The organism is Candidatus Dormiibacterota bacterium, from assembly GCA_035635555.1.
Classification (GTDB): domain Bacteria; phylum Acidobacteriota; class Polarisedimenticolia; order Gp22-AA2; family Gp22-AA2; genus Gp22-AA3.
Genome location: DASQAT010000046.1, coordinates 78607 through 100458 on the forward strand (window position 1 = coordinate 78607; position 21852 = coordinate 100458).

Genomic DNA, 21852 nt, shown 5'->3' on the forward strand with positions numbered 1-21852 from the left:
CCCTCGGGCGGTCCAGATGCCGGGGCCATGCCGACATCGCCCCGCTCGACCGGCCGATTCCTCACCGCCCTGTTCATCGCGGTCCTGGGTCTCCAGCTGCTTCTCTATCGACAGTCCTTCGGCGTGAAGCCCTCGAACGATGACTTCGTCGCACTTCACCAGGTCGACCGAGGAGACATGGAAGGCCCCTCGTCGTTCTTCCACGCCAGCAACTTCGACGACTATCGCCCTCTCATGAACGCGACGGTGTGGCTCTTCGGCAGGATCTCCCGACGCCATCTCCTGCTCTCGCTGCGCATCCTCCATGTCCTGAGTTTCGTCTTCTACGCCTCCATCGCCTTCCTTTGGATGCGTTCGTTGAGGCTCGGTCGCGTGGCCGCCATCGCGTCGGCGTGCGTCGTGTTCCTTCACCCCACCCAGGCGGGCGCCCTCGCCGGTCTGGACAACTTCGCCAGATTCGTCGTCAACGCCTGGGTGTGGCTGGGGGCATGGATCGCCTCGAGGTGGGCCGGGCGACCGCTGCTCGCCGTGCCCCTCGTCGCGCTGTGCTTCGCCATCGGTCTTGGCTACATGGAGTACGCCATCGCTCTCATCCCGCTGGCAACCCTGTTCACCGTCTGGCCCCGGTCGAAGCATCGGGTGCGGAATGGATCGATCATGCTGGTCGCTCTGGCGACCGTCTTCATCGTCTATTTCCTGATCCGGGTGTCCGGCAGGGCCGCGACGACGTCCGGCGCGGGGTTCCTGTCGCTCGATCCTCTCCTCTGGGTCAAGAACGCAGCCATGATCCTTGTCGCGGAATTGTTCTTCGGAAACACGGTGCCCGTCATGATCGACCGTTCGCCGGCGAACCTGGCCTGGCTGGCCTCCAATGTGACGGCCGTGGCGGCCGCGCTCGGGTACGGACTGTGGGCCGCTCGTCACGAAGCGCTCCCAGATCCCGGCGGCGCACCTGCGGGCTCGCCGCGGACGGATGGCGGCCCGGGCCCCGCTCTGGGATTGCTGTGCGCCGCATGGGCCGCGTCGTTTTTTCCGATGGTCCTCATGAGGCACATCTCCGAAATCTATATCTCCTCGGTGACGCTTGGGCTGGCGCTGCTGGCCGGTCTCGCGGCCCGGGGCTGGACCACCGCGTCCCGACCGCTCCGAGTTGTCCTGATGCTCTTCGCCGGCTTTCAGCTGATGCTGGCCGCCCAGGCCATCCAGTCCAAGATCGCCGGGCTCAACGACGGCGGCGAGCGGGCGGAGGCCTTGATCCAGAGAGTCCTGGAGCGGATTCCCGACGATGGGTCCGCCAGGAGAATTGCGATGGTGTTCCTGAAACGGGATGCGGGCGCAGCCGGCGGGAGCTATTCCGTGTTCGCGATACCGGATGACCAGCTCATCCTGCCGGGAACCGGCGCATTCGCGATCCGATGGTATCGGCGCGACCTGGATGTCCGTCTCGATCAATTCCTCGTCACCGAACCTTCCGAAGTGGATGGCCGGTCCTATGATGCGGTGCTTCTCTGGAATCCCTCGACCGGGCAATTCAGGCCGCTGTCGCCATCGGAGGGGCGGCTCTAGCCGGGAGGGTTTCTTGACTGCGCGCCCGTCCATCCGCTAGACTTTCAGGGACTTAGCGCCATCGAAAGGTGTCACCAGCCGGCCCCGGGAGGGCAAGGACGCCGCCGCATGAACGGAGTTCTGGGTCTCGCCCTGAGCCACGTCGGGTCGATCTCCGTCCTGTTCGGTCAGACGGTGAGGGAGACGGTGCGGAGACGGCCGGAGTGGCCGGTCGTCCTCGACCAGATGCACAACCTCGGGGTGCGCTCGGTGGCGATCGCCACCGTCACGGCGCTGTTCACCGGCATGGTCCTCTCCCTGCAGACCTCCTATTCTCTGGCGGCGTATGGCGCGAAGCTCTTCGTGGGCGACATCGTGGCGCTCTCGCTCGTGCGCGAGCTCGGGCCGGTTTTGACCGCTCTCATGGTCGGGGGTCGGGTCGGGGCCGGAATCACCGCCGAGATCGGCAGCATGAAGGTCACCGAGCAGATCGACGCGATTCGCGCCATGGCCGCCAACCCCGTGCGCAAGCTGGTCGTGCCGAAGGTCCTGGCGATTGCGATCATGCTGCCGGTTCTGGTCGTGTTCGCAGATTTCGTGGGCATCATGGGCGGACTGATCATGGCGGTGTTCACGCTGCACCAGCCTGCGGCGTTCTACATGCAGCACGTGGTGCAGGCGCTGAGCGTCCAGGACGTCCTGAGCGGAGTCGGCAAGTCCATTTTCTTCGCGCTGTTCATCTCCCTCATCGCCTGTCACAGCGGCCTGAGCGCCGAGGGCGGGGCGGACGGCGTCGGCCGCGCCACCACCGAGACCGTCGTGGCGGCCTCGCTGGCCGTCCTGGTCTCCGACTTCTTCCTCACGAAGTTTTTCCTGGCCTTCTGAGCGTGACGGTGGGGGACGCCTTCGTCGTGTTCAAGGACGTCCACAAGGCGTTCGGGAACAAGAAGGTCCTGGACGGGATCACCTTCGACATCCGTCAGGGAGAGACCATGGTCGTTCTGGGGGGCAGCGGCAGCGGCAAGTCCGTCCTCATCAGGCACATCATCGGCCTGCACCGGCCGGACCGGGGGCACGTCCTCGTGGATGGCGACGACGTCGTCGACTACGACGAGGAGGAGCTGATTCCCGTCCGCAAGAAGGTGGCTATGCTGTTCCAGGGCGGCGCCCTGTTCGATTCGATGAACGTGCTGGAGAACGTCGCCTATGGACTCCGGGAGCACACGGACCTGCCCGAAGAGGAGATCCGCGAAGCCGTGCGCAGGAAACTGTCCCTGGTGGGGCTGGAAGGCGTCGAGGAGCTCATGCCCTCCGAGCTCTCCGGAGGGATGAAGAAGCGGGTGGCCCTGGCGCGCTCGATTGCCATGGACCCCCGGTGTATCCTGTACGACGAGCCGACCACGGGCCTGGATCCGGTCACCGCGACGACAATCAACGAGCTCATCCGGGATCTGCAGCGCCGGCTTCAGGTGACGTCGGTCGTGGTGACCCACGACATCGCGAGCGCCTTCTTCGTCGGCGATCGCATCGCCTACCTGTTCGACGGCAGGATGGACTTCGTGGGGTCGGTCGAGGAGGCCCGGAGCTCGAAAGTGCCGCGCCTGCGTCATTTCCTGAGCGGCGGCAGGGAAGGGTCCGTTGCGACTGTCTAGGGCGACCAAGGAGATCAGTGTCGGGGCCTTCGTCTCGATCGGCCTGATCCTGTTCGCCGTGGGGGTCATGGCGATCAGCAAGGAGCAGCGACTGTTCTCCCGCAAGAGCAAGTACTGGACACGTTTCGACAATACCAGCGGCCTGACTGAAGGGTCCCCGGTGCGGCTCGTCGGCGTGCAGATCGGGACGGTGTCGGAGATCGAGTTCCCCGAAGACATCCGCGAAACGAAGATCAAGGTGGCGTTCTCGGTCGACCGGGCCTACGCGAACCGCATCCGTGAGGGGACCCAGGCCCTGCTGAAATCGCTGACCTACCTGTCCCAGGACAAGTACATCGAGCTCACGCCGGGCGACCCGGACCGGCCGACCCTGCCGCCGAATGGCTACATCGAACCGGGCGTGTCGGTGTGGGAGGAGACGCTCCAGCAGAGCCAGGGGATCGCCGACGACGTGAAGGAGATCACGGCCTCGCTGCGGGACCTTCTCATCGCCATCAACCGCGGCGGCGGGATCATGCAGGAGATGATCCATAACCCGGAGTTCGGCCGTCAGGGGGTGGCGAACCTCGAGGGCAGCCTGGCCTCGCTGCGACGGACCCTGGAGGGGGTGGAGAAGGGGAAGGGGCTGGCGGGAGCGATCCTGACCGACGAGGCCTTCGCCCGGAAACAGGTCGACAACATCGATACGGCGCTGACGCACGCGCGCTCGGTGATGCAGAAGCTCGATTCCGAGCAGGGGCTCGTGGCTCAGCTGGGCGACCCGAACGGCCCCGGGGCCCAGGCGATGAACGATCTGAGGACCACGGCCGCCTCCCTGCGCAAGACGGCCGAGGGCATCCAGCAGGGACGCGGACTCATCGGCCGGCTCATGCATGACGAAGGCTACGCCGACGGTCTGCTCAAGAAGATCGATGGCGCGGCCGGTCACGCCGACTCCATATTGCGCAAGGTGGACGGTGGCAAGGGCACGATTGGAGGACTCGTCAACGATCCGCAGGTCTATCAGAGTCTGAAGGATGTGGTCGCGGGGATCCAGAAGAGCCGTGTAGGGAAGGGGCTGGTGCGTCATTACGGGAAGAAGGGAGCGAAAGAGAGAGAGGGCGACGAAGGTGCGGGACAGGAGAGCGAGGGAGAGAAGCAAGGCACGTCCGATCGGGGAGGTGAACATGGCGCGGAGCCGGAAGCCACGCCAGGGCCATAACGGACCGGCGGCGGTCGCAATCGTCGACAGGCCGCCGGCCGTCTCATCCGGAATCGCGGAGGCGCTGCTCGAAAAGATTCGAACCCGCCAGGCCAGGCTGGGGGTCATCGGGCTGGGATACGTCGGGTTGCCGCTTGCGTGCGAGTTCGCGCGGAGCGGATTCACGGTCCTCGGGATCGACATCGATGGATCGAAGATCGAGAGTCTGCGGGAAGGACGATCGTACGTTCAGGATGTCACCGAGGATCAGCTCCGTCCTCTCGTCAAGCGTCAGTCGCTGCGGCCCACGCGCGAGTTCTCGGCGCTGTCGGAATGCGACGCGGCGATCATCTGTGTCCCGACGCCCCTGCGCAAGACCCGCGATCCGGACATCTCCTACATCGTGGCGGCGGTGGATGAGATCGTGCGCCACCTTCACCCCGGGCTCCTCGCGGTCCTGGAGAGCACCACCTATCCCGGGACGACGGAGGAGATCATCCTCCCGAAACTCGAGTCCACCGGTCTCAAGGTGGGACGGGATTTCTTCCTGGCGTTCTCCCCGGAGCGGGTCGATCCAGGAAACCTGCGGTACAACACGCGCAATACGCCCAAGATCATCGGCGGCGTGACCGAGGCCTGCGGCCGCGTCGCCCGGGCCCTGTACGAGCAGGCCATCGATCGCCTCATTCCCATGTCCGGCACGCGCGCCGCCGAGATGGTGAAGCTGCTGGAAAATACCTTCCGGAGCGTGAACATAGGACTGGTCAACGAGGTCGCCCTGATGTGCGATCGTCTGGGGCTCAACGTCTGGGAGGTCATCGACGCGGCCGCCACAAAACCGTTCGGGTTCATGCCGTTCTATCCCGGCCCGGGGCTGGGGGGCCACTGCATCCCGATCGATCCTCATTATCTCTCCTGGAAGCTGAAGACGCTCAATTACACGGCCCGGTTCATCGAGCTCGCCTCCGAGATCAACGGCAACATGCCGCAGTACGTCGTCAGCAAGGCGGTCGACGCGCTCAACGACCAGCGCAAGAGCGTCCGCGGGGCAAGGATCCTCGTGCTGGGCGTGGCCTACAAGAGGGACGTCGGGGATGTCCGGGAGTCGCCGGCGCTCGATGTCATCAAGCTGCTGCTCGACCGGGGGGCCGAGGTCCGTTACAACGATCCGTTCGCGCCCGAAATCGCGATCGATGGCGGGCAGAAGTATCGCTCGGTCGACCTGGGGCGCGACGAGCTCGAGGCGTCGGATCTCGTGGTCATCGTCACGAACCACTCGACCTACGACTACGATTTCATCGTCCGCCACTCGCAGTGCGTGCTCGACACGCGCAACGCCACCCGCGGCGTGACCTCCGGCCGCGAGCGGATCCGGAGGCTCTAGGACCGAATGTCCCACATCCTGGTCACCGGCGGGGCGGGCTTCATCGGCTCGCATCTGGTCGACGCGCTGGTCAAGGAAGGTCGCGAGGTCGTGGCCCTGGACAGCTTCGATGATTTCTACCTCCCGGAGATCAAGCGCAGGAATCTCGAGTCCCTCGCGGGGCGCCCCGGCTTCACTCTGATCGAGGGCGACATCCGGGACGAGACGCTCGTCGAGAAGGTGTTCGCGACGCATCCGATCAGCGTGGTGGTGCACCTCGCGGCCAGGGCGGGTGTGCGGCCGTCGATCCGTCAGCCGGCGCTCTACTGCGACGTCAATGTGCGCGGGACCACCACGCTTCTCGAGGCGTGCCGCAGCCACGGCGTGGCGAAATTCATCTTCGGATCTTCGTCGTCGGTCTACGGCAACAACGCGAAGCTGCCGTTCTCCGAAAAGGACGATGTGGATCGTCCGATCTCGCCCTACGCGGCCACGAAGCGGTCCGGAGAGCTCCTGTGCGCGACCTATCACGAGCTGTACAGGCTGAACGTGTTCGCTCTGCGCTTCTTCACGGTCTACGGCCCCCGACAGCGGCCGGAGATGGCCATCCATAGATTCACCCGGCTCATCGACCGCGGTCTTCCGCTGCCGCGCTTCGGAGACGGCTCGACCCGCCGCGACTACACCTACATCACGGACATCATCGATGGCATCCAGCGCGCGATGGAGCGTGTGCAGGGATTCGAGATCATCAACCTGGGCGGGGCGCGGACCACGAGCCTCGCCGAGCTGATCACCCTCCTCGAAAAGAACCTTCATCAGCGCGCGATCGTCGAGCAGGAGCCGGGCCAGCCTGGAGACGTCGTCGCGACATTCGCGGATGTCGAGAAGGCTCAGCGTCTCCTGGGATACGAGCCCAAGGTCGGCGTCGACGAGGGGATCGGCCGATTCGTGGAATGGTACCGGAGCCTGAAGGTGCACGCATGAACATCACGGTCGTCGGCACGGGTTACGTGGGTGTGGTCACGGCCGCCTGCTTCGCGGAATTCGGCCTTCAGGTGGTCGGGGTGGACAAGGACGACGCGAAGATCGATCTCCTCCAGAAAGGCCAGGTGCCGTTCTTCGAGCCGGGTCTGGAGGAGATGGTGCGGCGCAACATGCGAGAGGACCGGCTGGCCTTCTCGACGGACCTGAAGGCTGCCGTCGAGAAATCGCTCGTCATCCTGATCGCCGTGGGCACGCCCCTGGGCGACGGGGGCGCCGCCGACCTGGGTTCCGTGAAGGAGGTCGTTCTGGGAATCGCCCGCTGCATGAACGGTTACAAAGTGATCGTGACCAAGAGCACGGTGCCGATGGGAACCGGGGCGATGATCAGGGGCCTGATCGAGGGGAACCAGTCCCAGAACGTTCCCTTCAGCGTCGCCAGCAACCCCGAGTTCCTGCGCGAGGGAGCCGCGATCGAGGACTTCATGCGCCCCAACCGTGTCGTGATCGGGGCGGAGGACCCCCAGGCCATCGCGATCATGAAGGACCTCTACAAGCCCCTCTTTCTGATCGAGACGCCTTTCGTCATCACGAACGTGGTGAGCGCCGAGATGATCAAGTATGCCAGCAACGCCTTCCTGGCGACGAAGATCTCCTTCATCAACGAGATCGCCCGCTTGTGCGAGGCGGTCGGGGCCGACGTGCACGAGGTGGCGCGGGGGATGGGGCTCGACAACCGCATCGGCAGGAAGTTCCTCCATCCGGGCCCGGGGTTCGGGGGATCCTGCTTTCCCAAGGATACGCACGCCGTGGTGAAGATGGCCGGGGAACGGGGTGTCCCCGCGCGCATCGTCCAGGCGGCGATCGAGGTGAATCGGCACCAGGTCGGATGGATGGTCGAGAAGATCACCCGCGCCGTGGGTGGATTGAAGGGGAGGACGATCGCGTGTCTCGGTCTGTCGTTCAAGCCGAACACGAGCGACACGCGCGATTCACCCGCGATCCGCATCATCCAGGAGCTGCTGAAGGGCGGAGCCCGCGTCCGGGCCTATGATCCCGCGGCGATGCAGGAGGCGCGCCATGCCCTCCCGGACGTCGCCTTCGCCGAAGACGCCTACGACGCCGCTCGAGGCTGCGATGCGCTGGTGATCGTGACCGAGTGGAACCAGTTCCGCAGCCTGGATTGGGAGCGCATCAAAACGACGCTGAATTCACCGACGGTCGTCGACCTGCGCAACGTCTATGAGCCCGACCAGATGAAGCGCCTGGGGATCGCCTACACGGGAGTGGGGCGATGACGACGTCGGAGCGGCGCTATCTCGTGACCGGAGGGGCGGGCTTCATCGGCTCCCACGTCGTCGAGGCTCTGGTGCGACGCGGCGAGAGGGTGGTGGTCCTGGACAACTTCTCCACCGGACGACGGCAGAACCTGGAGGCCGCCCTGCGGCCCCGGCCGTCCGGCGCGCCGGAGCCGGAGGTGATCGACGGGGATATCCGGGATCAGAGCGCCGTGCGGCGGGCTCTGCGCGGTGTCACGCACGTCCTGCACCAGGCGGCCCTGCCCTCCGTTCAGCGTTCGGTGGAGGATCCGGCCTCCAGCCATGAAGTGAACGCCAGCGGAACGCTCCACCTGCTGGTCGCCTCACGCGAGGCGGGCGTGAAGCGCTTCGTCTACGCCTCCTCGTCCTCGGCGTACGGCGACAATCCCGCGCTGCCCAAGGTCGAAACGATGACGACGGCCCCCCTGTCTCCCTACGCGGTGAGCAAGCTGGCGGGCGAGCATTACTGCCGGGTGTTTCACGGCCTGTACGGCCTGGAGACGGTCGCCCTGCGTTACTTCAACGTGTTCGGACCGCGGCAGGATCCGACCTCTCAGTACGCCGCCGTCGTCCCCAATTTCGTGACCGCGGTCCTCGCGGGGCGGGCGCCGATCATCTACGGCGACGGCCTTCAGTCGCGCGACTTCACGTTCATCGACAATGCCGTCGACGCAAACCTGAAGGCGTGCGATGCGCCCGCCAGCGCCCTCGGCCGCGCCTACAACATCGCCTGCGGGACCGCCGCGACGCTCCTGGATCTTCTGCGCATCCTGGAGCGTCTGACCGGCTCGCCCATCCGGCCCATCCACGAGAAGGCGCGAGCCGGAGACGTCCGGCATTCCCTGGCCGCGATCGACGAGGCCCGCCTGCGTCTGGGTTACGAGCCGAAGATCGGCATCGAAGAGGGCCTGCGTCGGACCGTAGACGCCTTTCGAGCATGAGGCTTTCGGTCGTCATCCCCGTCTACAACGAGATCGGCACCATCCGGGAGATCCTCGAACGAGTCCGCGCCGTCCCGATCCCGAAGGAGGTCATCATCGTCGACGACGGATCGAGCGACGGGACCGGTGATGTTCTCCGGAGCCTGAGCTCGCCGGAGCTCGTGATCCTGTATCACGATAAGAACCGCGGCAAGGGGGCGGCTCTGAGAACCGGATTTGCGAGAGTCACGGGAGACGTCGTCCTGGTGCAGGACGCCGACCTCGAATACGACCCGTTCGAATACCCACGCCTGCTCAAACCGATCCTCGAGGACAAAGCGGACGTCGTGTATGGGTCGCGATTCGGGGGAGAGACGCATCGGGTGCTTTTCTTCTGGCACTATGTCGGGAACCGGTTCCTGACGACACTTTCCAACATGTTCACGAATCTCAACCTTGCGGACATGGAGACGTGCTACAAGGTCTTCCGGGCGGACCTCCTCAAGCGCCTGCGGCTCCGGTCGAATCGCTTCGGGTTCGAGCCCGAGTTCACCCTCAAGGTCGCGCGACTCGGCTGCCGAATTTATGAAGTTGCCGTGTCCTATCACGGGCGGAATTATGCATCGGGGAAGAAGATCACCTGGAAGGACGGCGTCAGTGCGATCTGGTGCATCATCTGGTACCGGTTCTTCGATTAACTCCCGGCCCGCGGTCGTGGCCGTGATCCTCGCGGGTGGCGGGGGCACGCGGTTGTGGCCGCTCGCCCGGCACGGGCTGCCCAAGCCCTTCCTCTCGCTGGAGGGCGGGTCGAGCATGTTCCGCCGCACCTATGAGAGGATCGCGCCGCTGGTCGGTCGTTTCCGGGTCCTGGTCGCGACGGCCGCGTCCGACGTTCCCTGGGTGCGCAGGCAGGCGCCGGAGATACCGCCGCGACACATCCTGGCGGAAGAGGCCGGCCGCGACACGGCCACAGCCGTGGCAATCGCGGCGCACTGGCTGCGGTCGAGGCACGGCGATGCGATCATGGTGGTGCTGCCGGCCGACCACTCCATCCGGCCTGCAACGGTGTTCCGCTCGGCGATGCGCACCGCCATCCGGGCCGCGCGGATGACCGGGGGGCTGGTCACGATCGGCGTGCCGCCCCTCGCCCCTGAAACGGGGCTGGGCTACATCCGGCCCGCGGGCCGAGAGGTGATGCCGGGAGTGCGCAGGGTCGAATCATTCGTGGAGAAGCCGGTCGCCGCGCGCGCGGCCCGCATGGTCCGTTCGGGCCGCTACCTGTGGAACAGCGGGATCTTCGTCTGGAAGGCTTCGTCGATTCTCCAGGCGCTCGCGCGCTACCGACCGGACATAGCGACCCCCCTGGAAAGGTGGGCCCGTCAGGCTTCCCGAGGTGTCTGGAGGGTGCCGGCGGCGGTGTTGCGTCGGATCCCGCGGGCACCGATCGATCGCGCCGTGCTCGAGCGCTCCCGGGAGCTCCTGGTCATCCGAGCGCCGTTCGACTGGTCGGACGTCGGCAACTGGGACGCGGTCGGCGGCCTGCTGCAGAATGACGCACGGGGAAACTCAGCCATCGGCCGCATGGTCGCTCTGGACGCGAGCCGCTGCCTCGGGGTCAACGGGGGAGGGCTGACAGTGTTCATCGGGCTTCAGGACGTCGTGGCGGTCCGTTCTGGGGACGTGGTGCTGGTCTGCCGCAGGTCCGCCGTACAGCGGGTGCGGGAGGCCGTGCGCCGGCTGCGAGGCCCCCTGGCCACATACCGCTAAGGAGGGGACGTGTCGATCGTCCATAGAACCTGCGACCGGATCATTCGCGGGGGCCTCATGGGGCTCATCGTCTTCACTCCTCTGGCCTACGGCACCGTGGAGCCGTGGTCAATCGCCATCATGGAGTGGGGTGTCGTATCGCTGCTTCTCATCTATCTTCTGTCGCGTGTTTTTCCGGGACGCGATGACACGGCGACCTCTTCGAATGCGGCTCGCCCGCGGCTTCTTGGCGTGTCGATGTCGATCGGGCTGTTCGTCGTCTTGTGCATCCTGCAGACCGTGCCCCTCCCGATCCGATGGCTACGGATCGTCTCTCCAGGTTCCGCGCGCATGTACGAGAGCATCGACTTCGGATCGTGGGAGCGCACCGAGGAAAAGACCGAGACCGTGAGACAGCGGCCCGGCGACCCGCTCCTCCAGACCCGCGCGAGCGAGCAACGACCGATCAGCGTGAACCCGGGCCGAACCGAGCGACGCACCCTGCAGCTCGTGACTCTGGTGGCGCTGTTCTTCCTGGTGGCGGCGTGGGCCGACGAAGAGAGGGCCGTCTCGATCCTGCGCTGGGTGGTCATCGTCGCGTTCCTGGTCTCGTTGTTCGGATTGGTACAGCTGCTGACCTGGAACGGCAAGATATACTGGGTTCGCAAGGTCCCGGCGGTGTCCGCGACCTATCCCTCGACCTTCGGCCCGTTCGTGAACCACGATCATTTTGCCGGCTATGTCGAGATGGCGATCCCCGTGGCCCTGAGCCTGGTCTTCTGGCTGGTCGACCGAAGACGCCGCCCATCGGTGTCCGCGCGCTCTTCGTCGACAGGGAGCACCTCGGGTTCTGCGCTCCTGGACACACTCGGCGAGGAGCGTGGACGCCTCGGCAAGGTGTCGCTGGCGCTCTTCGCAGGCGTGATCCTGATCGTGTCCCTGTTCTTCTCGCTCTCGCGCGGTGGAATCCTTGCCGCCTTCATCAGCGGAGCGGTGCTCCTGGCCCTGCTGTGCCGTCGCGTGACCTCGAAGAGCCTGCGGTGGTCCATGGCCCTGGCGCTGCCACTTGTCGTGGTGTCCCTGATCTCCTTCATTGGTGCGGAGACGGTCAAGAAGCAGCTGAGCACCTACGGGAACCTCACCGGAGAGGCCTCCTTTCAACTACGGGCGATCCTCTGGAAACGTGTCGTTCGAGAGTTGCCGGCGTATGCCTGGGTGGGGTCCGGCCTGGGGACTTTTGAGGACAGCTTCGCGCCTCTCACGCCGGCGGGCTCCGGAAAGCGATGGGACAAGGCGCACAACGACTACCTGCAGCTCGTGTGGGAGACGGGGATTGTCGGCGGCCTGCTCTTTCTCGCGGGGGTTGCGGTATTCGTCCTGCGCTTCTGGTGGCCGGCGTTGCGGGACTTCAGACACCCCATCGACGTTTTCCGCGTCGGCATCGCGGTGGCTCTCATGAGCATCGCTCTTCATTCCATCGTCGATTTCGGTCTCCAGATCGGGGCGAACGGCTTTCTGTGCGCGCTTCTGGCGGGGCTTCTCGTCGCGCTTCACGTTCCCTCGCCCACGGTAGCACAGGACATGCTCAGGGTCCGGGCGATCGAAGGGCCCTGGTCGGAATGAGATTGCCGGGCCACCGGTGGCGTCGTATATTCCTGGGCCTGACCCCGTGACGAGGGTGTGATCTCCTTGGCCCGCAAAGTGTTTCTGCTCCTCGGTTTTTTCGTCGTGTTCGCGGCGGAGAGCGCGTACTTCGCTCGCCAGTGCGCGGCGGGCATCCTGCGCCTGCGCGGGGAGCGCGCCTTCTTCAGGAACGACCATACAGGTGCCTGGACGTTTTATCGCAGGGCGCTATCCCTCGGGGGCGAACGAGAGACCCTCGAGAATGACCTGGCCGAGCTGCTCCTCTTCGGCCTGGATCAGACTTGGGCGGGTGTACGCATCCGCACGGCGTTACCCTCAGAGGACGCGGTCCGCGCCGGGCTCGACTTCGTGGCCCGCCGCATCCGGGAGACCCCCTACAAGGCCTACGAATGGTCGCTGGCCTCGGATGTCTACTTCCACGAGGCCCGTCTGCACCGGCAGAACACATCCCTCGACCTCTCGATGCTCACGGAAGACCCGCTGGACATCCTGCTCCCCGAGGAAAGGCTGGGCCTCGCCGCGCTCGAAACGGCGGCCCGGCTGGAGCCCACCAACTACATCTACCAGGACCTGCTGACAGAGAAATTCCTGGAGCTGGGGAGCGTCAGCCGGGCCGCGGTCTACTGCCGGCGGTCCGTCGCCTCGCTCCCCGTGCTCTCGGAGCACTCGTTCCTGGGCCGTCCCGACCTTGCCCCGGAGCTTCTGGAGGCGGCGATTGGCGGGGTCGAGGATTCGCGGCTGCAGGACTCGATGATCCCACGCGCTACGGTCGAGAGCGCCGCTGGGGACTTCCTGTGGCGCAACGGCCAGACCCAGCGCTCCCTGGACTTCCTGAAGCGGGCGGTGTCCCTGGCCCCGGACCTGTTCGAGGCCCAGTATGGCCTTGGGCTCGCCGCCTACACACTCGGAGACTATGACGAGGCCCTCCGGCACCTCGAGGAGGCCAGCCGGATCCAGCCGGACAATCCGACGCCGAACGTGCACATGGGGCTCTCGTACACGGCGCTGGGAGACCTGCCGGCCGCTATCGATCAGTTCCGGAGCGCGCGCGAGAAGGACGCCCGGGGTCTGTGGTATTTCCTTCTTCTGGGTGACGCTCTGGAGAAATCCGGGCAGATCCGGGAGGCTGAAAGACAGTTCGTGGCCGGCGCCAACGTCAATCCGGACAGCAGCGAGGCATGGGCCGCGCTCCTGACCTTCTATACACGCCACCGCGACCTTCGGCCTGCAACCGAGGCCTGCAGCCGGCTCCGGGTGCTGAGCCCCGCAGAGACCCGCTACAAGGAGCAGTGCGTCACGCTCGGACTGGAGACCCGTTGAGCCCGGTCGGCACCGCCCCGGGCAGGCCGGTCCTTTTCCTGGCGGCGATCGGTTATTTCGTCTTCCTGGGCCTCGCCCTGATCCAATGGCACCTCGCGCCGGAAGTCGTCCTCGGACTGACCCTCGCGGGGATCGGCATCGGGATCATGTCATTGCGGCCGTACCTCGGCCTGCACGTCCTCATCCTGACCCTTTTCGTGGAGAACGCTGTCGGTTCGACGGAAGCGATCTCGCCGATGAAAACTGTCGGGCTGGTCATTCTCCTCAGCTGGCTGGTGAACGTCGCCATGCGGAGAAGGACCGGCCTCGTGTTCGACGGATTTGCTGCCATTCTTCTCCTCTTCCTGGTCTGGTCCAGCGTCTCCGTGGTCTACGCGATCGACACCCGGGTGGCGCTGAACCGCACCTTCCAGTACGCTCAATATGCCCTCACGATGTTCATGTTCAGCTCCGTGGTGAATACGCCGGCCCGGATCCGGGGCGTGTACTGGAGCTTCGCGATCGCGACGACGATCAGCACGGTCGTGGCCCTGGTGATGTACTACCTCGGCATGACCCCCGCCGCCAGCGGACTGCTCGTCAACAGGAATCTCCTCGCAACCTACATCAATGTCGCCATTGTCTGCGCCTATCTCCTGCACCAGGGGACGAGATCAGGCGCGGGCCGCACGGTCCTCCTCACGGCGCTGCCCGTGCTCTTTCTCGGCATCGGATTGACGTTCTCGCGCGGCGGTCTTATTTCGCTGGCTCTGACCCTCCTGGTCGTCTGGTACAGGTTGGCAAGGAAGGGAGGATTCCTCCTGCTCGCGGTATCGATGGGAATGATCTGCCTGCTCACCTACCTGCTGCCGGACGCCTTCTGGGAGAGGGCCCAGAGCATTGTTCCCGCCATCAGCAGGGAACGGGGCACATTCGGTGCCCGGGTGAAGATCTGGCGTGCCGCGTTGCGCATGATCGAGGATCGGCCGGTGTTCGGCGTGGGGCCGGGGAACTTCGTGAAGGCCTTTCCGCGCTATGCCAGAGGCAAGGAGTGGGTCTATCAGAATCTGGCGAGCCACAACGCCTTCGTCGGTGTGACGGCCGAAAACGGACTGCCCGGGGGGGTGCTGTTCTTGCTCCTCTTCGGCTTCGCGCTCCGCAGCGCGCGGCGATGCATGCGGCTCGGAAGGGCGACGGCGCGATCGGACCTTGAGATGCACGCGATCGTCGCGGAAGTCAGCCTTCTCACATTCCTCGTGGCGGGTCTTACGGGTGACGTCTATGGGATCAAAAGCCTGTGGATGTTCTTCGGACTGGCGGTCGCGCTGGAGCGGATGGCGGAGCGGGCCGTCATCGACAAGCGAGCGAAGGCGGCGGAGGTGTCACCCACCGCGCCGATGGAAGGCTTGGCCCCATGGGCCCTGGCGCGACCCCGGCAGTAGGCGAGCGCGGGGAGCGCCCCAGGGTCTGCCTGGTGGTGGGGCAGCTCGCGATCGGCGGGCTGGAGAGGCAGGTCTACCTGCTCGCCTCGGGTCTCGTCCGCGGTCCCTTCGACGTCACCGTGGTTTCGATGGCGAGCGGAGGCGAATGGGCGACGGCTCTCAGGCAGGCGAACGTGAAGGTGGTAGAATTGCGACGCCGCGGTCGTCTGGACTGGAGGCGTTTCCTGGCGATGCGGCGTGCGTTCAAGACGATCCATCCGCACCTGGTCTACTCGTTCAATTACGAAGGGAACGCCTACGCGCGGCTCGCCGGTCTCGTGGCCGGTGTGCCGATCCTCGTGACCGGCGAGCGCGGGATCTATATGTCGTGGTTCATGGCTTTCGTCGAGCGGACGCTGATCCGATTCACCGAAGCCGTCATTTGCAACTCCGAGGCCATTCGACTGGATCTGGTGGATCGCGTCGGTCTCCCAAGGAACAAGGTGTTCACCATCCGCAGCGCCGTCGTGATCCCGCCCCTGGCCAGCCCGGTGGAGCGTCAGGCGGCCCGGCGCATGATCGGAGCGGGTGAAGACGAAATAGTCGTGGGCACCATAGCCAGGATGGCGGCAATCAAGAACCTTGCGATGTTGGCGAGGGCCGCGTCATTTTGCGCAGAGGGGCCGGTGCCGCTGCGTTTCTGCATCGTGGGAGGGGGCCCTGACGAGGAGGCGGTACGCACCGCCATCCGTGACTGCGGTGTTGCGGATCGCTTCACATTGCTGGGACTCAAGAAGGACGCCCGTTCCTTCCTCCCCGGCTTCGATCTGTTCGTTCTCACGTCGAAGAGCGAAGGGCTGCCCAACACGGTCATGGAGGCGATGGCGGCCGGACTGCCGTGCGTGTGCACCGACGTCGGGGGCTGCCGCGAGCTGGTCGAGCACGGCGTGACGGGATACCTGGTTCCACGGGATGATGCGCAGGCTCTCGCCGCGCGCGTCCTTGAACTGGCCGGCAATCCGGAACGACGCGCAGCGATGGGGCGGGCGGGCGTGCTGAGGATCTCGCACGGCTACTCTGTCGAGCGTCTCGTGTCCCAGGTGCAGAATCTCTTTCTGCGACTCCTCGAGTCTGCCCGGACACGCCGGCGCGGGCGCCGCCTGCCGACCGATCTGGCCGAGGCGAGGTAGACCTCCATGCAGGCCACACTGTACAGCCGCCCCGATCCAGCCGCGGGCGCCACCTGCCGGCTGGTCGCCGTGGGGGATCTGATGCTCTCGGGGGAGGTCAGCCGCCGTCACCCTCCGGATCGCGGCCCGGTGCATCTGTTCGATGACGTCGCGCCGATCCTGCGCTCGGGGGACATCGTCTTCGGAAACCTCGAGACTCCGTTGTGCGATCCTCCGGTCAAAAGAACGATGTTCCGGGCGCACCCGGCGTTTGCGCAGACCCTGGCCACGGCGGGATTCAACGTGCTTTCGCTCGCGAACAACCACATCCTCGAATACGGTCCGGACAGTCTGCAGCAATGTGCCCGTGTGGTTTCCGAGTGCGGCATCGCGGTGCTCGGCGCGGGTGAAAACCAGGCGGCCGCGTGCCGTCCGGTGATCGTGAATCGCCACGGGCTGCGGGTCGGTTTTCTCGGGTTCGGACGCACGCTGCAGACCCAGAAGGATCCGTCCCGGCCGGGCTTTGTCGAATGGGACGAGGATCTCGCGGTCCGGGAGGTGCGGGATCTCAAGGGTTCGGTGGACATCCTCGTCGTGTCCATCCATATCGGCTACATGTGGCTCGACTATCCCAGCCCGGAGTTCAAGGCGGCTGCCGACAGGCTGCTCGCCGAAGGGGCCCATGTCGTCCTGATGCACCACGCCCATGTCCTGCAGGGTTATCAGGTCCGGGACGGGCGCCTGGCGATCTTCAACCTCGGCAACTTCATCGCGGACATCACCGAGGGCGAGACCAGGGTCGAGCCGGTCCCGGAGCTGCAGATCGAGTCGGCCGTCTTCCTGATCGACCTGGATCGGCGCGGAGTCGTCGCGGTGGCGGCCGTGCCGATCGTGATGACACCCGACCTGAGGGTCGTCGTCGCCCCGGACGAGCACGCGCGGCGCATCATCGACAGGAACGAGAGAATCGCGCTGGAGATCGAGTCGGGAGCGTATCGCTCGGGGTTCTGGCGCCAGCGGGCGGAGCTCAACACGGGCCACACCCTGGACTGGCTCGTGGTCCACCTCAGAAATCGCGACTGGCGGGAGCTCGGGACGAACCTCGCGAAGACGCGGCCGCACCACCTGGCCATGCTGGCCCGCTATGCCGTCGGGAGACTGGAGACGCTGTGGAAGCGTCTCTGAAGGAACCGATCTTCGTCACGGTCGTCGTGCCTGTCCGCAACGAGGCGGCGTTCATAGGGCGCAGCCTCGGGGCGGTCCTCGACCAGGACTACCCCTCCGATTTCATGGAGGTCATCGTCGCGGATGGTCGATCTGAAGACGCGACCCGGGAGGCTGTGCGGGAGATGATGAAGCACCACGCCAACCTCAAGTTGATCGACAATCCTTCGCGCATCGTCCCCACGGGGTTGAACCTGGCCATCCGCGAGGCGAAGGGCGTTATCATCATCCGCGTGGACGGTCACACGCTCGTCGCCCGCGATTACGTCTCGGAGTGCGTCGACGCGCTGCGCCGCACCGGGGCGGACAACGTAGGCGGTCCGATGCGGGCCGGGGGGGAAGGCCGGTTCGGGCGCGCGGTGGCCGCGGCGACGAGCTCGCGGTTCGGGGTCGGCGGAGCCCGATTCCATTACTCGGACAAGGAGGAGTGGGTCGACACGGTCTACATGGGAGCCTGGCGGCGTGCGGCGCTCGATCGTGCGGGCCTGTTCGACGAAGAGATGGTGCGCGACCAGGACGACGAGCTGAATTATCGCCTTCTCGATCGCGGGGGTCGTATCCTGCTCAGCCCTCGCATCCAGTCGTCCTACACGGTGCGGGGGAATTCCCGTTCGCTGTGGCGCCAGTATTTCCAGTACGGATACTGGAAGGTGCGCGTCATTCAGAAGCATCCACGCCAGGTCCGCCTGCGGCATCTCGTTCCGCCGGCGTTCGCGGCCGCGCTGGTCGGATCGGTCATCGCCGCCTGTCTCGTGCCGCGCGCCGTATTCCTCTGGGCGGCGGTACCCGCGTCGTACGCCGCCGCCAACCTCCTTGCGTCGATCGCCTCGGCGAGGCGCGCGGGCGGGTCGCTGCTGGCGCATCTCGCGATGATCTATGCCATTCTCCACCTGTCCTATGGGGTCGGCTTCCTCGCAGGCGTGGCGAGGTTTTGCGGGAGGTGGCGCGAGCCGGCCGCCCGCCGGTCGAGCCCCGTGACGGGCGGTGACGCCTCGGCGTGAACCCCTGGCTGGAGACGATTTACGGGCGCAGCCCGATCCCGTTTCAGAACCTGTACGTCTCCTTGTACGGGCGCCGCGTCCGACGCCAGCGATTCAACCGCGCGTTCGACAGCTGGATGGCGCTCTTCGAGCGCTCGCAGTGGTGGGGCCCGGAGGATCTCGGCGCCCATCAGGATCAAGCGCTGGCCGGGCTGGTCGCCCATTGCTACGAGACCGTCCCCTTCTATCGCAAGGTCATGGAGGATCGAGGACTGCGTCCGGCGGACGTGACGACGCGGCGTGACCTCCACAAGCTGCCGATCATCAGCAAGGACACCATCCGCCGGGATCCGGCCGCCTTCCTTGCGCGGGGAGTGAAGGCCGGAGACTTGAAGGAATCGCCCACGTCGGGCACCACCGGGGCCTCGTTCACCGTCCTCTGGGATCGGGACACGGACGTTCTATGGAACGCCCTTCTCTGGCGCCACCGTTCCTGGTCGGGCTTCCGCTTCGGGGCTCGGTACGCGACCCTGCTCGGCCGGGTGGTGGTGCCTCTCCGTCAGTCGGGGCCGCCGTTCTGGAGATGGAACCGCCCCTGGAACCAGATCCTGTTCTCCTCCTTCCATCTCAAAGCGGACAACATCGGCGCCTATGTGGACGCCATGCGGGGGTTCAAAATCCGGGCGCTGGAATGCTACCCATCCACGGGGTACATCCTGGCCCGCTTCCTCGAGGACCGGGGAGAGGCCCTCCCGCTCGAGCACGTGGTCACGTCCTCGGAGACGCTTCTGCCGATCCAGCGCGACCTGATGGAGAGGGTGTTCCAGACGAAGGTCCTGGATTATTACGGGATGTCCGAGGCGGTGCTGTTCGCGGGGGAATGCGGCCGGGGCACCGGCGGCCATCTGAGCGCCGAAATCGGCATCGCGGAGGTCGTCGACGAGCGCGGGGAGCCCGTGCCGGCGGGGTGTCACGGCCGTCTGCTGGGAAGCGGTCTGGTCAACCGTGCGATGCCGCTGTTGCGCTACGAGATCGGGGACGTGTCCGCCCTGCGGACTGAGCGTTGTCCCTGCGGTCGCGGGCTGCCCCTCCTCGACCCGGTGACCACCAAGGCCGAGGACATCGTGATCGCCCCTGACGGCCGTCTGATATCCTCGTCCACTCTCACGCACCCGTTCAAGCCGCTGGCGCGGGTCGAGAAGAGCCAGATCGTCCAGGAGGCGATCGACCGGCTGCTGATCCGAATCGTCCCGCGGACGGGGTACGGCGAAGAGGACACGCGGCACCTGCTGCGCGAGATGCAGCGACGCGTGGGGCCGGACATGCGCATCCGCGTCGAGATCGTGGACGACATCCCTCCCGGGAGATCGGGCAAGTACCGCTGGGTCGTCTCGAAGATCCCGCTGGACTTCAGCCGGGGCCGGACCGGGAATCTGTTCGACGCAGGGACGGGAGAGAGCAGCAGGTGACGGTGAGAAGGAATCACATACCGTTCTACAAGCCCTGGACCGACGCTCGAGAGATCGCCCAGGCCAGCGGTGCGATCCGATCGGGATGGCTCACGACCGGGCCCAGGGTCGGGCGTTTCGAGGAGCGGATCCGCCGGATGGTGCGCGCGCGCCACGCGGTCGCCCTCAACTCGTGCACCGCCGCCCTGCACCTCTCCCTCGCCGCCGCCGGCGTCGGGCGCGGCGACGAGGTGATTACCAGCCCGTACACGTTCGCCGCCACGGGGGAGGCCATCCTGTACCTCGGCGCCCGCCCGGTTCTTGCCGACATCGATCCTCGTACGCTGAACATCGACCCCGAAGCGGCGGCGCGCGCGGTGACCCGCAGGACGCGGGCCCTCGTCCCCGTGCACATAGCGGGACTGCCGTGCGACATGCGTTCGCTCCTGGGTCTCGCGCGACGGAAGCGACTGAAGGTCGTGGACGACGCCGCCCACGCGCTCGGCTCGTGGGTGGACGGCCGTCCCATCGGGTCCCTCTCGGACCTGACCTGCTTCAGCTTCTACGCGACGAAGAACCTGACGACGGGGGAGGGGGGGATGGTCACGACGGACGACGCCGAGGCGGCGCAACGCGTCCGGCGCCTGAGCCTCCACGGTCTGACTCACGATGCCTGGAAGCGCTACACGCGCGCCGGATCCTGGAAATATGACGTCGTCGAAATGGGGTTCAAGTACAACATGACCGACCTTGCGGCCGGTCTCGGGCTGGCCCAGGCCGCCAAGTTTCCGGCCATGCAGGCGAGGCGTCGCCGTCTGGCGCGCCGATACACCGCCCTGCTCGCAGGTGTCGATGCGTTCGATCCTCCGCCCGAGCCGCGTGGCGTGGTGCACGCCTGGCACCTGTACATCCTCCGCCTGCGCCCGGGCGTCCTCCGGATCGGTCGCGACCAGCTCATTGAACTCCTCAAGGAGCGGGGCATCGCGACGAGCGTGCACTTCCTGCCCCTCCACCTCCATTCCTTCTACCGCGCGACCTTCGGATTCCGCAGGGGGAATTTTCCGCACACGGAGCGCGAATCCGCCCGGGCGCTCTCGCTCCCCCTGTATCCGGGACTGACCCGGGCGGCCCAGGACCGCGTCGCGGGAACGCTCCTGGACCTGGCTCGCCGCTACCGTAGATGACCCTGGGGCGCGCCTACTGCCGGGGGCCGGTCAAGAGGGTCTTCGATGTCGCGATTTCCGTCGCTGCCCTGATCGTCCTTGCGCCTGTATTCCTGATCGTCTCCATCGTCGTCCTCCTGGCGTCCGGGCGGCCCGTGCTGTTCACGCAGGAGCGCGTCGGGATGGACGGGCGTCCGTTCCGGCTGGTCAAATTCAGGACCATGCACCGCGCCGCGGCAGCCGGTCTGCCCCTCACCGGGAGGGGGGATCCGCGCGTCACGCGGCCGGGTCGCTTCCTGCGTGCCGCCAAGCTGGACGAATTGCCTCAGCTGTGGAATGTCCTCCGGGGAGGGATGTCCCTGGTCGGGCCCCGCCCCGAGGTGCCCCGCTACGTGGCGCTCTACACGATCGAGCAGCGACGGGTCCTGGAGGTGCGGCCGGGTCTCACCGACCCGGCCAGCGTGCTGTTCCGGGACGAAGAGGCGCTCATCGGCTCCGTTCCGGAGAGACAACGGGAGACGTTCTACCTCGAGACAGTTCTCCCGAAAAAACTGCGGATGAACCTGGAGTACATCGACCGGGCGAGCGTGGCCTACGACCTCGCTTTGGTGCTGAAGACGATCCGCATCGTCCTCTGGCCGGCTTCCTCCTGACCGTCCCCCCCTTACCAAAGTGTACGAAGCAGACGCTCCGCGAATAACCCCTGCCGCGCGCGGGTTCTTGTTGACAATGCGTTGATACGACGGTATATAGGGTTCATTCCGAGAAACAGGGAAGGCGGGTAAACGTGCCGCG

The 21852-nt window shown here is 66.0% G+C and carries 19 protein-coding genes; all 19 read left to right on the top strand.

The window, feature by feature from the left end; genetic code table 11:
- Positions 1-27 precede the first annotated feature (27 nt).
- The 19 genes from VEW47_13030 to VEW47_13120 all read left to right on the top strand — a co-directional run bounded on the left by VEW47_13030 (position 28) and on the right by VEW47_13120 (position 21710).
- Entirely contained in the window at positions 28-1566 is a 1539-nt protein-coding gene (locus VEW47_13030) for a hypothetical protein (protein ID HYS06109.1), read from the top strand.
- A gap of 108 nt (positions 1567-1674) precedes the next feature.
- Entirely contained in the window at positions 1675-2430 is a 756-nt protein-coding gene (locus VEW47_13035) for an ABC transporter permease (GenBank protein ID HYS06110.1), read from the top strand.
- A gap of 8 nt (positions 2431-2438) precedes the next feature.
- Positions 2439-3197 carry an ABC transporter ATP-binding protein gene (locus VEW47_13040; GenBank protein HYS06111.1) on the top strand — a complete coding sequence of 253 codons (759 nt, stop codon included), beginning with the start codon at positions 2439-2441 and terminating at the stop codon, positions 3195-3197.
- Positions 3184-4398, top strand: a complete 1215-nt coding sequence (locus VEW47_13045) for an MlaD family protein (protein HYS06112.1) — start codon at positions 3184-3186, stop codon at positions 4396-4398. The genes VEW47_13040 and VEW47_13045 overlap by 14 nt, the downstream gene beginning before the upstream one ends.
- Entirely contained in the window at positions 4364-5761 is a 1398-nt protein-coding gene (locus tag VEW47_13050; protein HYS06113.1) for a nucleotide sugar dehydrogenase, read from the top strand. Before VEW47_13045 ends, VEW47_13050 begins: the two co-directional genes overlap by 35 nt.
- A 6-nt stretch (positions 5762-5767) precedes the next feature.
- Complete coding sequence (locus VEW47_13055; GenBank protein HYS06114.1) at positions 5768-6727, top strand: GDP-mannose 4,6-dehydratase; 960 nt, start codon at positions 5768-5770, stop codon at positions 6725-6727.
- Positions 6724-8022, top strand: coding sequence for a UDP-glucose/GDP-mannose dehydrogenase family protein (locus VEW47_13060; GenBank protein ID HYS06115.1), 1299 nt, complete (start codon positions 6724-6726; stop codon positions 8020-8022). The genes VEW47_13055 and VEW47_13060 overlap by 4 nt, the downstream gene beginning before the upstream one ends.
- Positions 8019-8984: an SDR family oxidoreductase gene (locus VEW47_13065; protein ID HYS06116.1), complete on the top strand. Its 966-nt coding sequence runs from the start codon at positions 8019-8021 to the stop codon at positions 8982-8984. Before VEW47_13060 ends, VEW47_13065 begins: the two co-directional genes overlap by 4 nt.
- A complete protein-coding gene (locus VEW47_13070; GenBank protein ID HYS06117.1) occupies positions 8981-9661 on the top strand; it encodes a glycosyltransferase family 2 protein in 681 nt (226 codons plus the stop codon). The genes VEW47_13065 and VEW47_13070 overlap by 4 nt, the downstream gene beginning before the upstream one ends.
- A gap of 16 nt (positions 9662-9677) precedes the next feature.
- Complete coding sequence (locus tag VEW47_13075) at positions 9678-10730, top strand: sugar phosphate nucleotidyltransferase (GenBank protein HYS06118.1); 1053 nt, start codon at positions 9678-9680, stop codon at positions 10728-10730.
- 9 nt (positions 10731-10739) lie between these two features.
- The gene (locus VEW47_13080) at positions 10740-12332 is read left to right on the top strand and encodes an O-antigen ligase family protein (protein HYS06119.1); all 1593 of its coding nucleotides are present in this window, start codon (positions 10740-10742) and stop codon (positions 12330-12332) included.
- Positions 12333-12398: 66 nt separating this feature from the next.
- Positions 12399-13673: a tetratricopeptide repeat protein gene (locus VEW47_13085; protein HYS06120.1), complete on the top strand. Its 1275-nt coding sequence runs from the start codon at positions 12399-12401 to the stop codon at positions 13671-13673.
- Positions 13670-15094, top strand: coding sequence for an O-antigen ligase family protein (locus VEW47_13090; protein HYS06121.1), 1425 nt, complete (start codon positions 13670-13672; stop codon positions 15092-15094). The genes VEW47_13085 and VEW47_13090 overlap by 4 nt, the downstream gene beginning before the upstream one ends.
- Positions 15067-16263 (top strand): glycosyltransferase, encoded by a 1197-nt coding sequence (locus VEW47_13095; protein ID HYS06122.1) that lies wholly within the window; start codon positions 15067-15069, stop codon positions 16261-16263. The genes VEW47_13090 and VEW47_13095 overlap by 28 nt, the downstream gene beginning before the upstream one ends.
- Positions 16264-16269: 6 nt before the next feature.
- Entirely contained in the window at positions 16270-17427 is a 1158-nt protein-coding gene (locus VEW47_13100) for a CapA family protein (GenBank protein ID HYS06123.1), read from the top strand.
- Positions 17412-18467 carry a glycosyltransferase family 2 protein gene (locus tag VEW47_13105; protein HYS06124.1) on the top strand — a complete coding sequence of 352 codons (1056 nt, stop codon included), beginning with the start codon at positions 17412-17414 and terminating at the stop codon, positions 18465-18467. The genes VEW47_13100 and VEW47_13105 overlap by 16 nt, the downstream gene beginning before the upstream one ends.
- On the top strand, positions 18464-19915 hold the full coding sequence (locus tag VEW47_13110) for a hypothetical protein (GenBank protein HYS06125.1): 1452 nt from the start codon (positions 18464-18466) through the stop codon (positions 19913-19915). Before VEW47_13105 ends, VEW47_13110 begins: the two co-directional genes overlap by 4 nt.
- Positions 19912-21078 carry a DegT/DnrJ/EryC1/StrS family aminotransferase gene (locus VEW47_13115; GenBank protein ID HYS06126.1) on the top strand — a complete coding sequence of 389 codons (1167 nt, stop codon included), beginning with the start codon at positions 19912-19914 and terminating at the stop codon, positions 21076-21078. Before VEW47_13110 ends, VEW47_13115 begins: the two co-directional genes overlap by 4 nt.
- Positions 21075-21710 (top strand): sugar transferase, encoded by a 636-nt coding sequence (locus tag VEW47_13120; protein ID HYS06127.1) that lies wholly within the window; start codon positions 21075-21077, stop codon positions 21708-21710. Before VEW47_13115 ends, VEW47_13120 begins: the two co-directional genes overlap by 4 nt.
- Positions 21711-21852: the final 142 nt, after the last annotated feature.

What these genes read in the sequence shown, in the direction of transcription:
- VEW47_13030 (HYS06109.1), top strand. Translation starts at nt 28, where the DNA reads ATGCCGACATCGCCCCGCTCGACCGGCCGATTCCTCACCGCCCTGTTC.
- VEW47_13035 (HYS06110.1), top strand. Translation starts at nt 1,675, where the DNA reads ATGAACGGAGTTCTGGGTCTCGCCCTGAGCCACGTCGGGTCGATCTCC.
- VEW47_13050 (HYS06113.1), top strand. Translation starts at nt 4,364, where the DNA reads ATGGCGCGGAGCCGGAAGCCACGCCAGGGCCATAACGGACCGGCGGCG.
- VEW47_13055 (HYS06114.1), top strand. Translation starts at nt 5,768, where the DNA reads ATGTCCCACATCCTGGTCACCGGCGGGGCGGGCTTCATCGGCTCGCAT.
- VEW47_13060 (HYS06115.1), top strand. Translation starts at nt 6,724, where the DNA reads ATGAACATCACGGTCGTCGGCACGGGTTACGTGGGTGTGGTCACGGCC.
- VEW47_13065 (HYS06116.1), top strand. Translation starts at nt 8,019, where the DNA reads ATGACGACGTCGGAGCGGCGCTATCTCGTGACCGGAGGGGCGGGCTTC.
- VEW47_13070 (HYS06117.1), top strand. Translation starts at nt 8,981, where the DNA reads ATGAGGCTTTCGGTCGTCATCCCCGTCTACAACGAGATCGGCACCATC.
- VEW47_13095 (HYS06122.1), top strand. Translation starts at nt 15,067, where the DNA reads ATGGGCCCTGGCGCGACCCCGGCAGTAGGCGAGCGCGGGGAGCGCCCC.
- VEW47_13100 (HYS06123.1), top strand. Translation starts at nt 16,270, where the DNA reads ATGCAGGCCACACTGTACAGCCGCCCCGATCCAGCCGCGGGCGCCACC.
- VEW47_13120 (HYS06127.1), top strand. Translation starts at nt 21,075, where the DNA reads ATGACCCTGGGGCGCGCCTACTGCCGGGGGCCGGTCAAGAGGGTCTTC.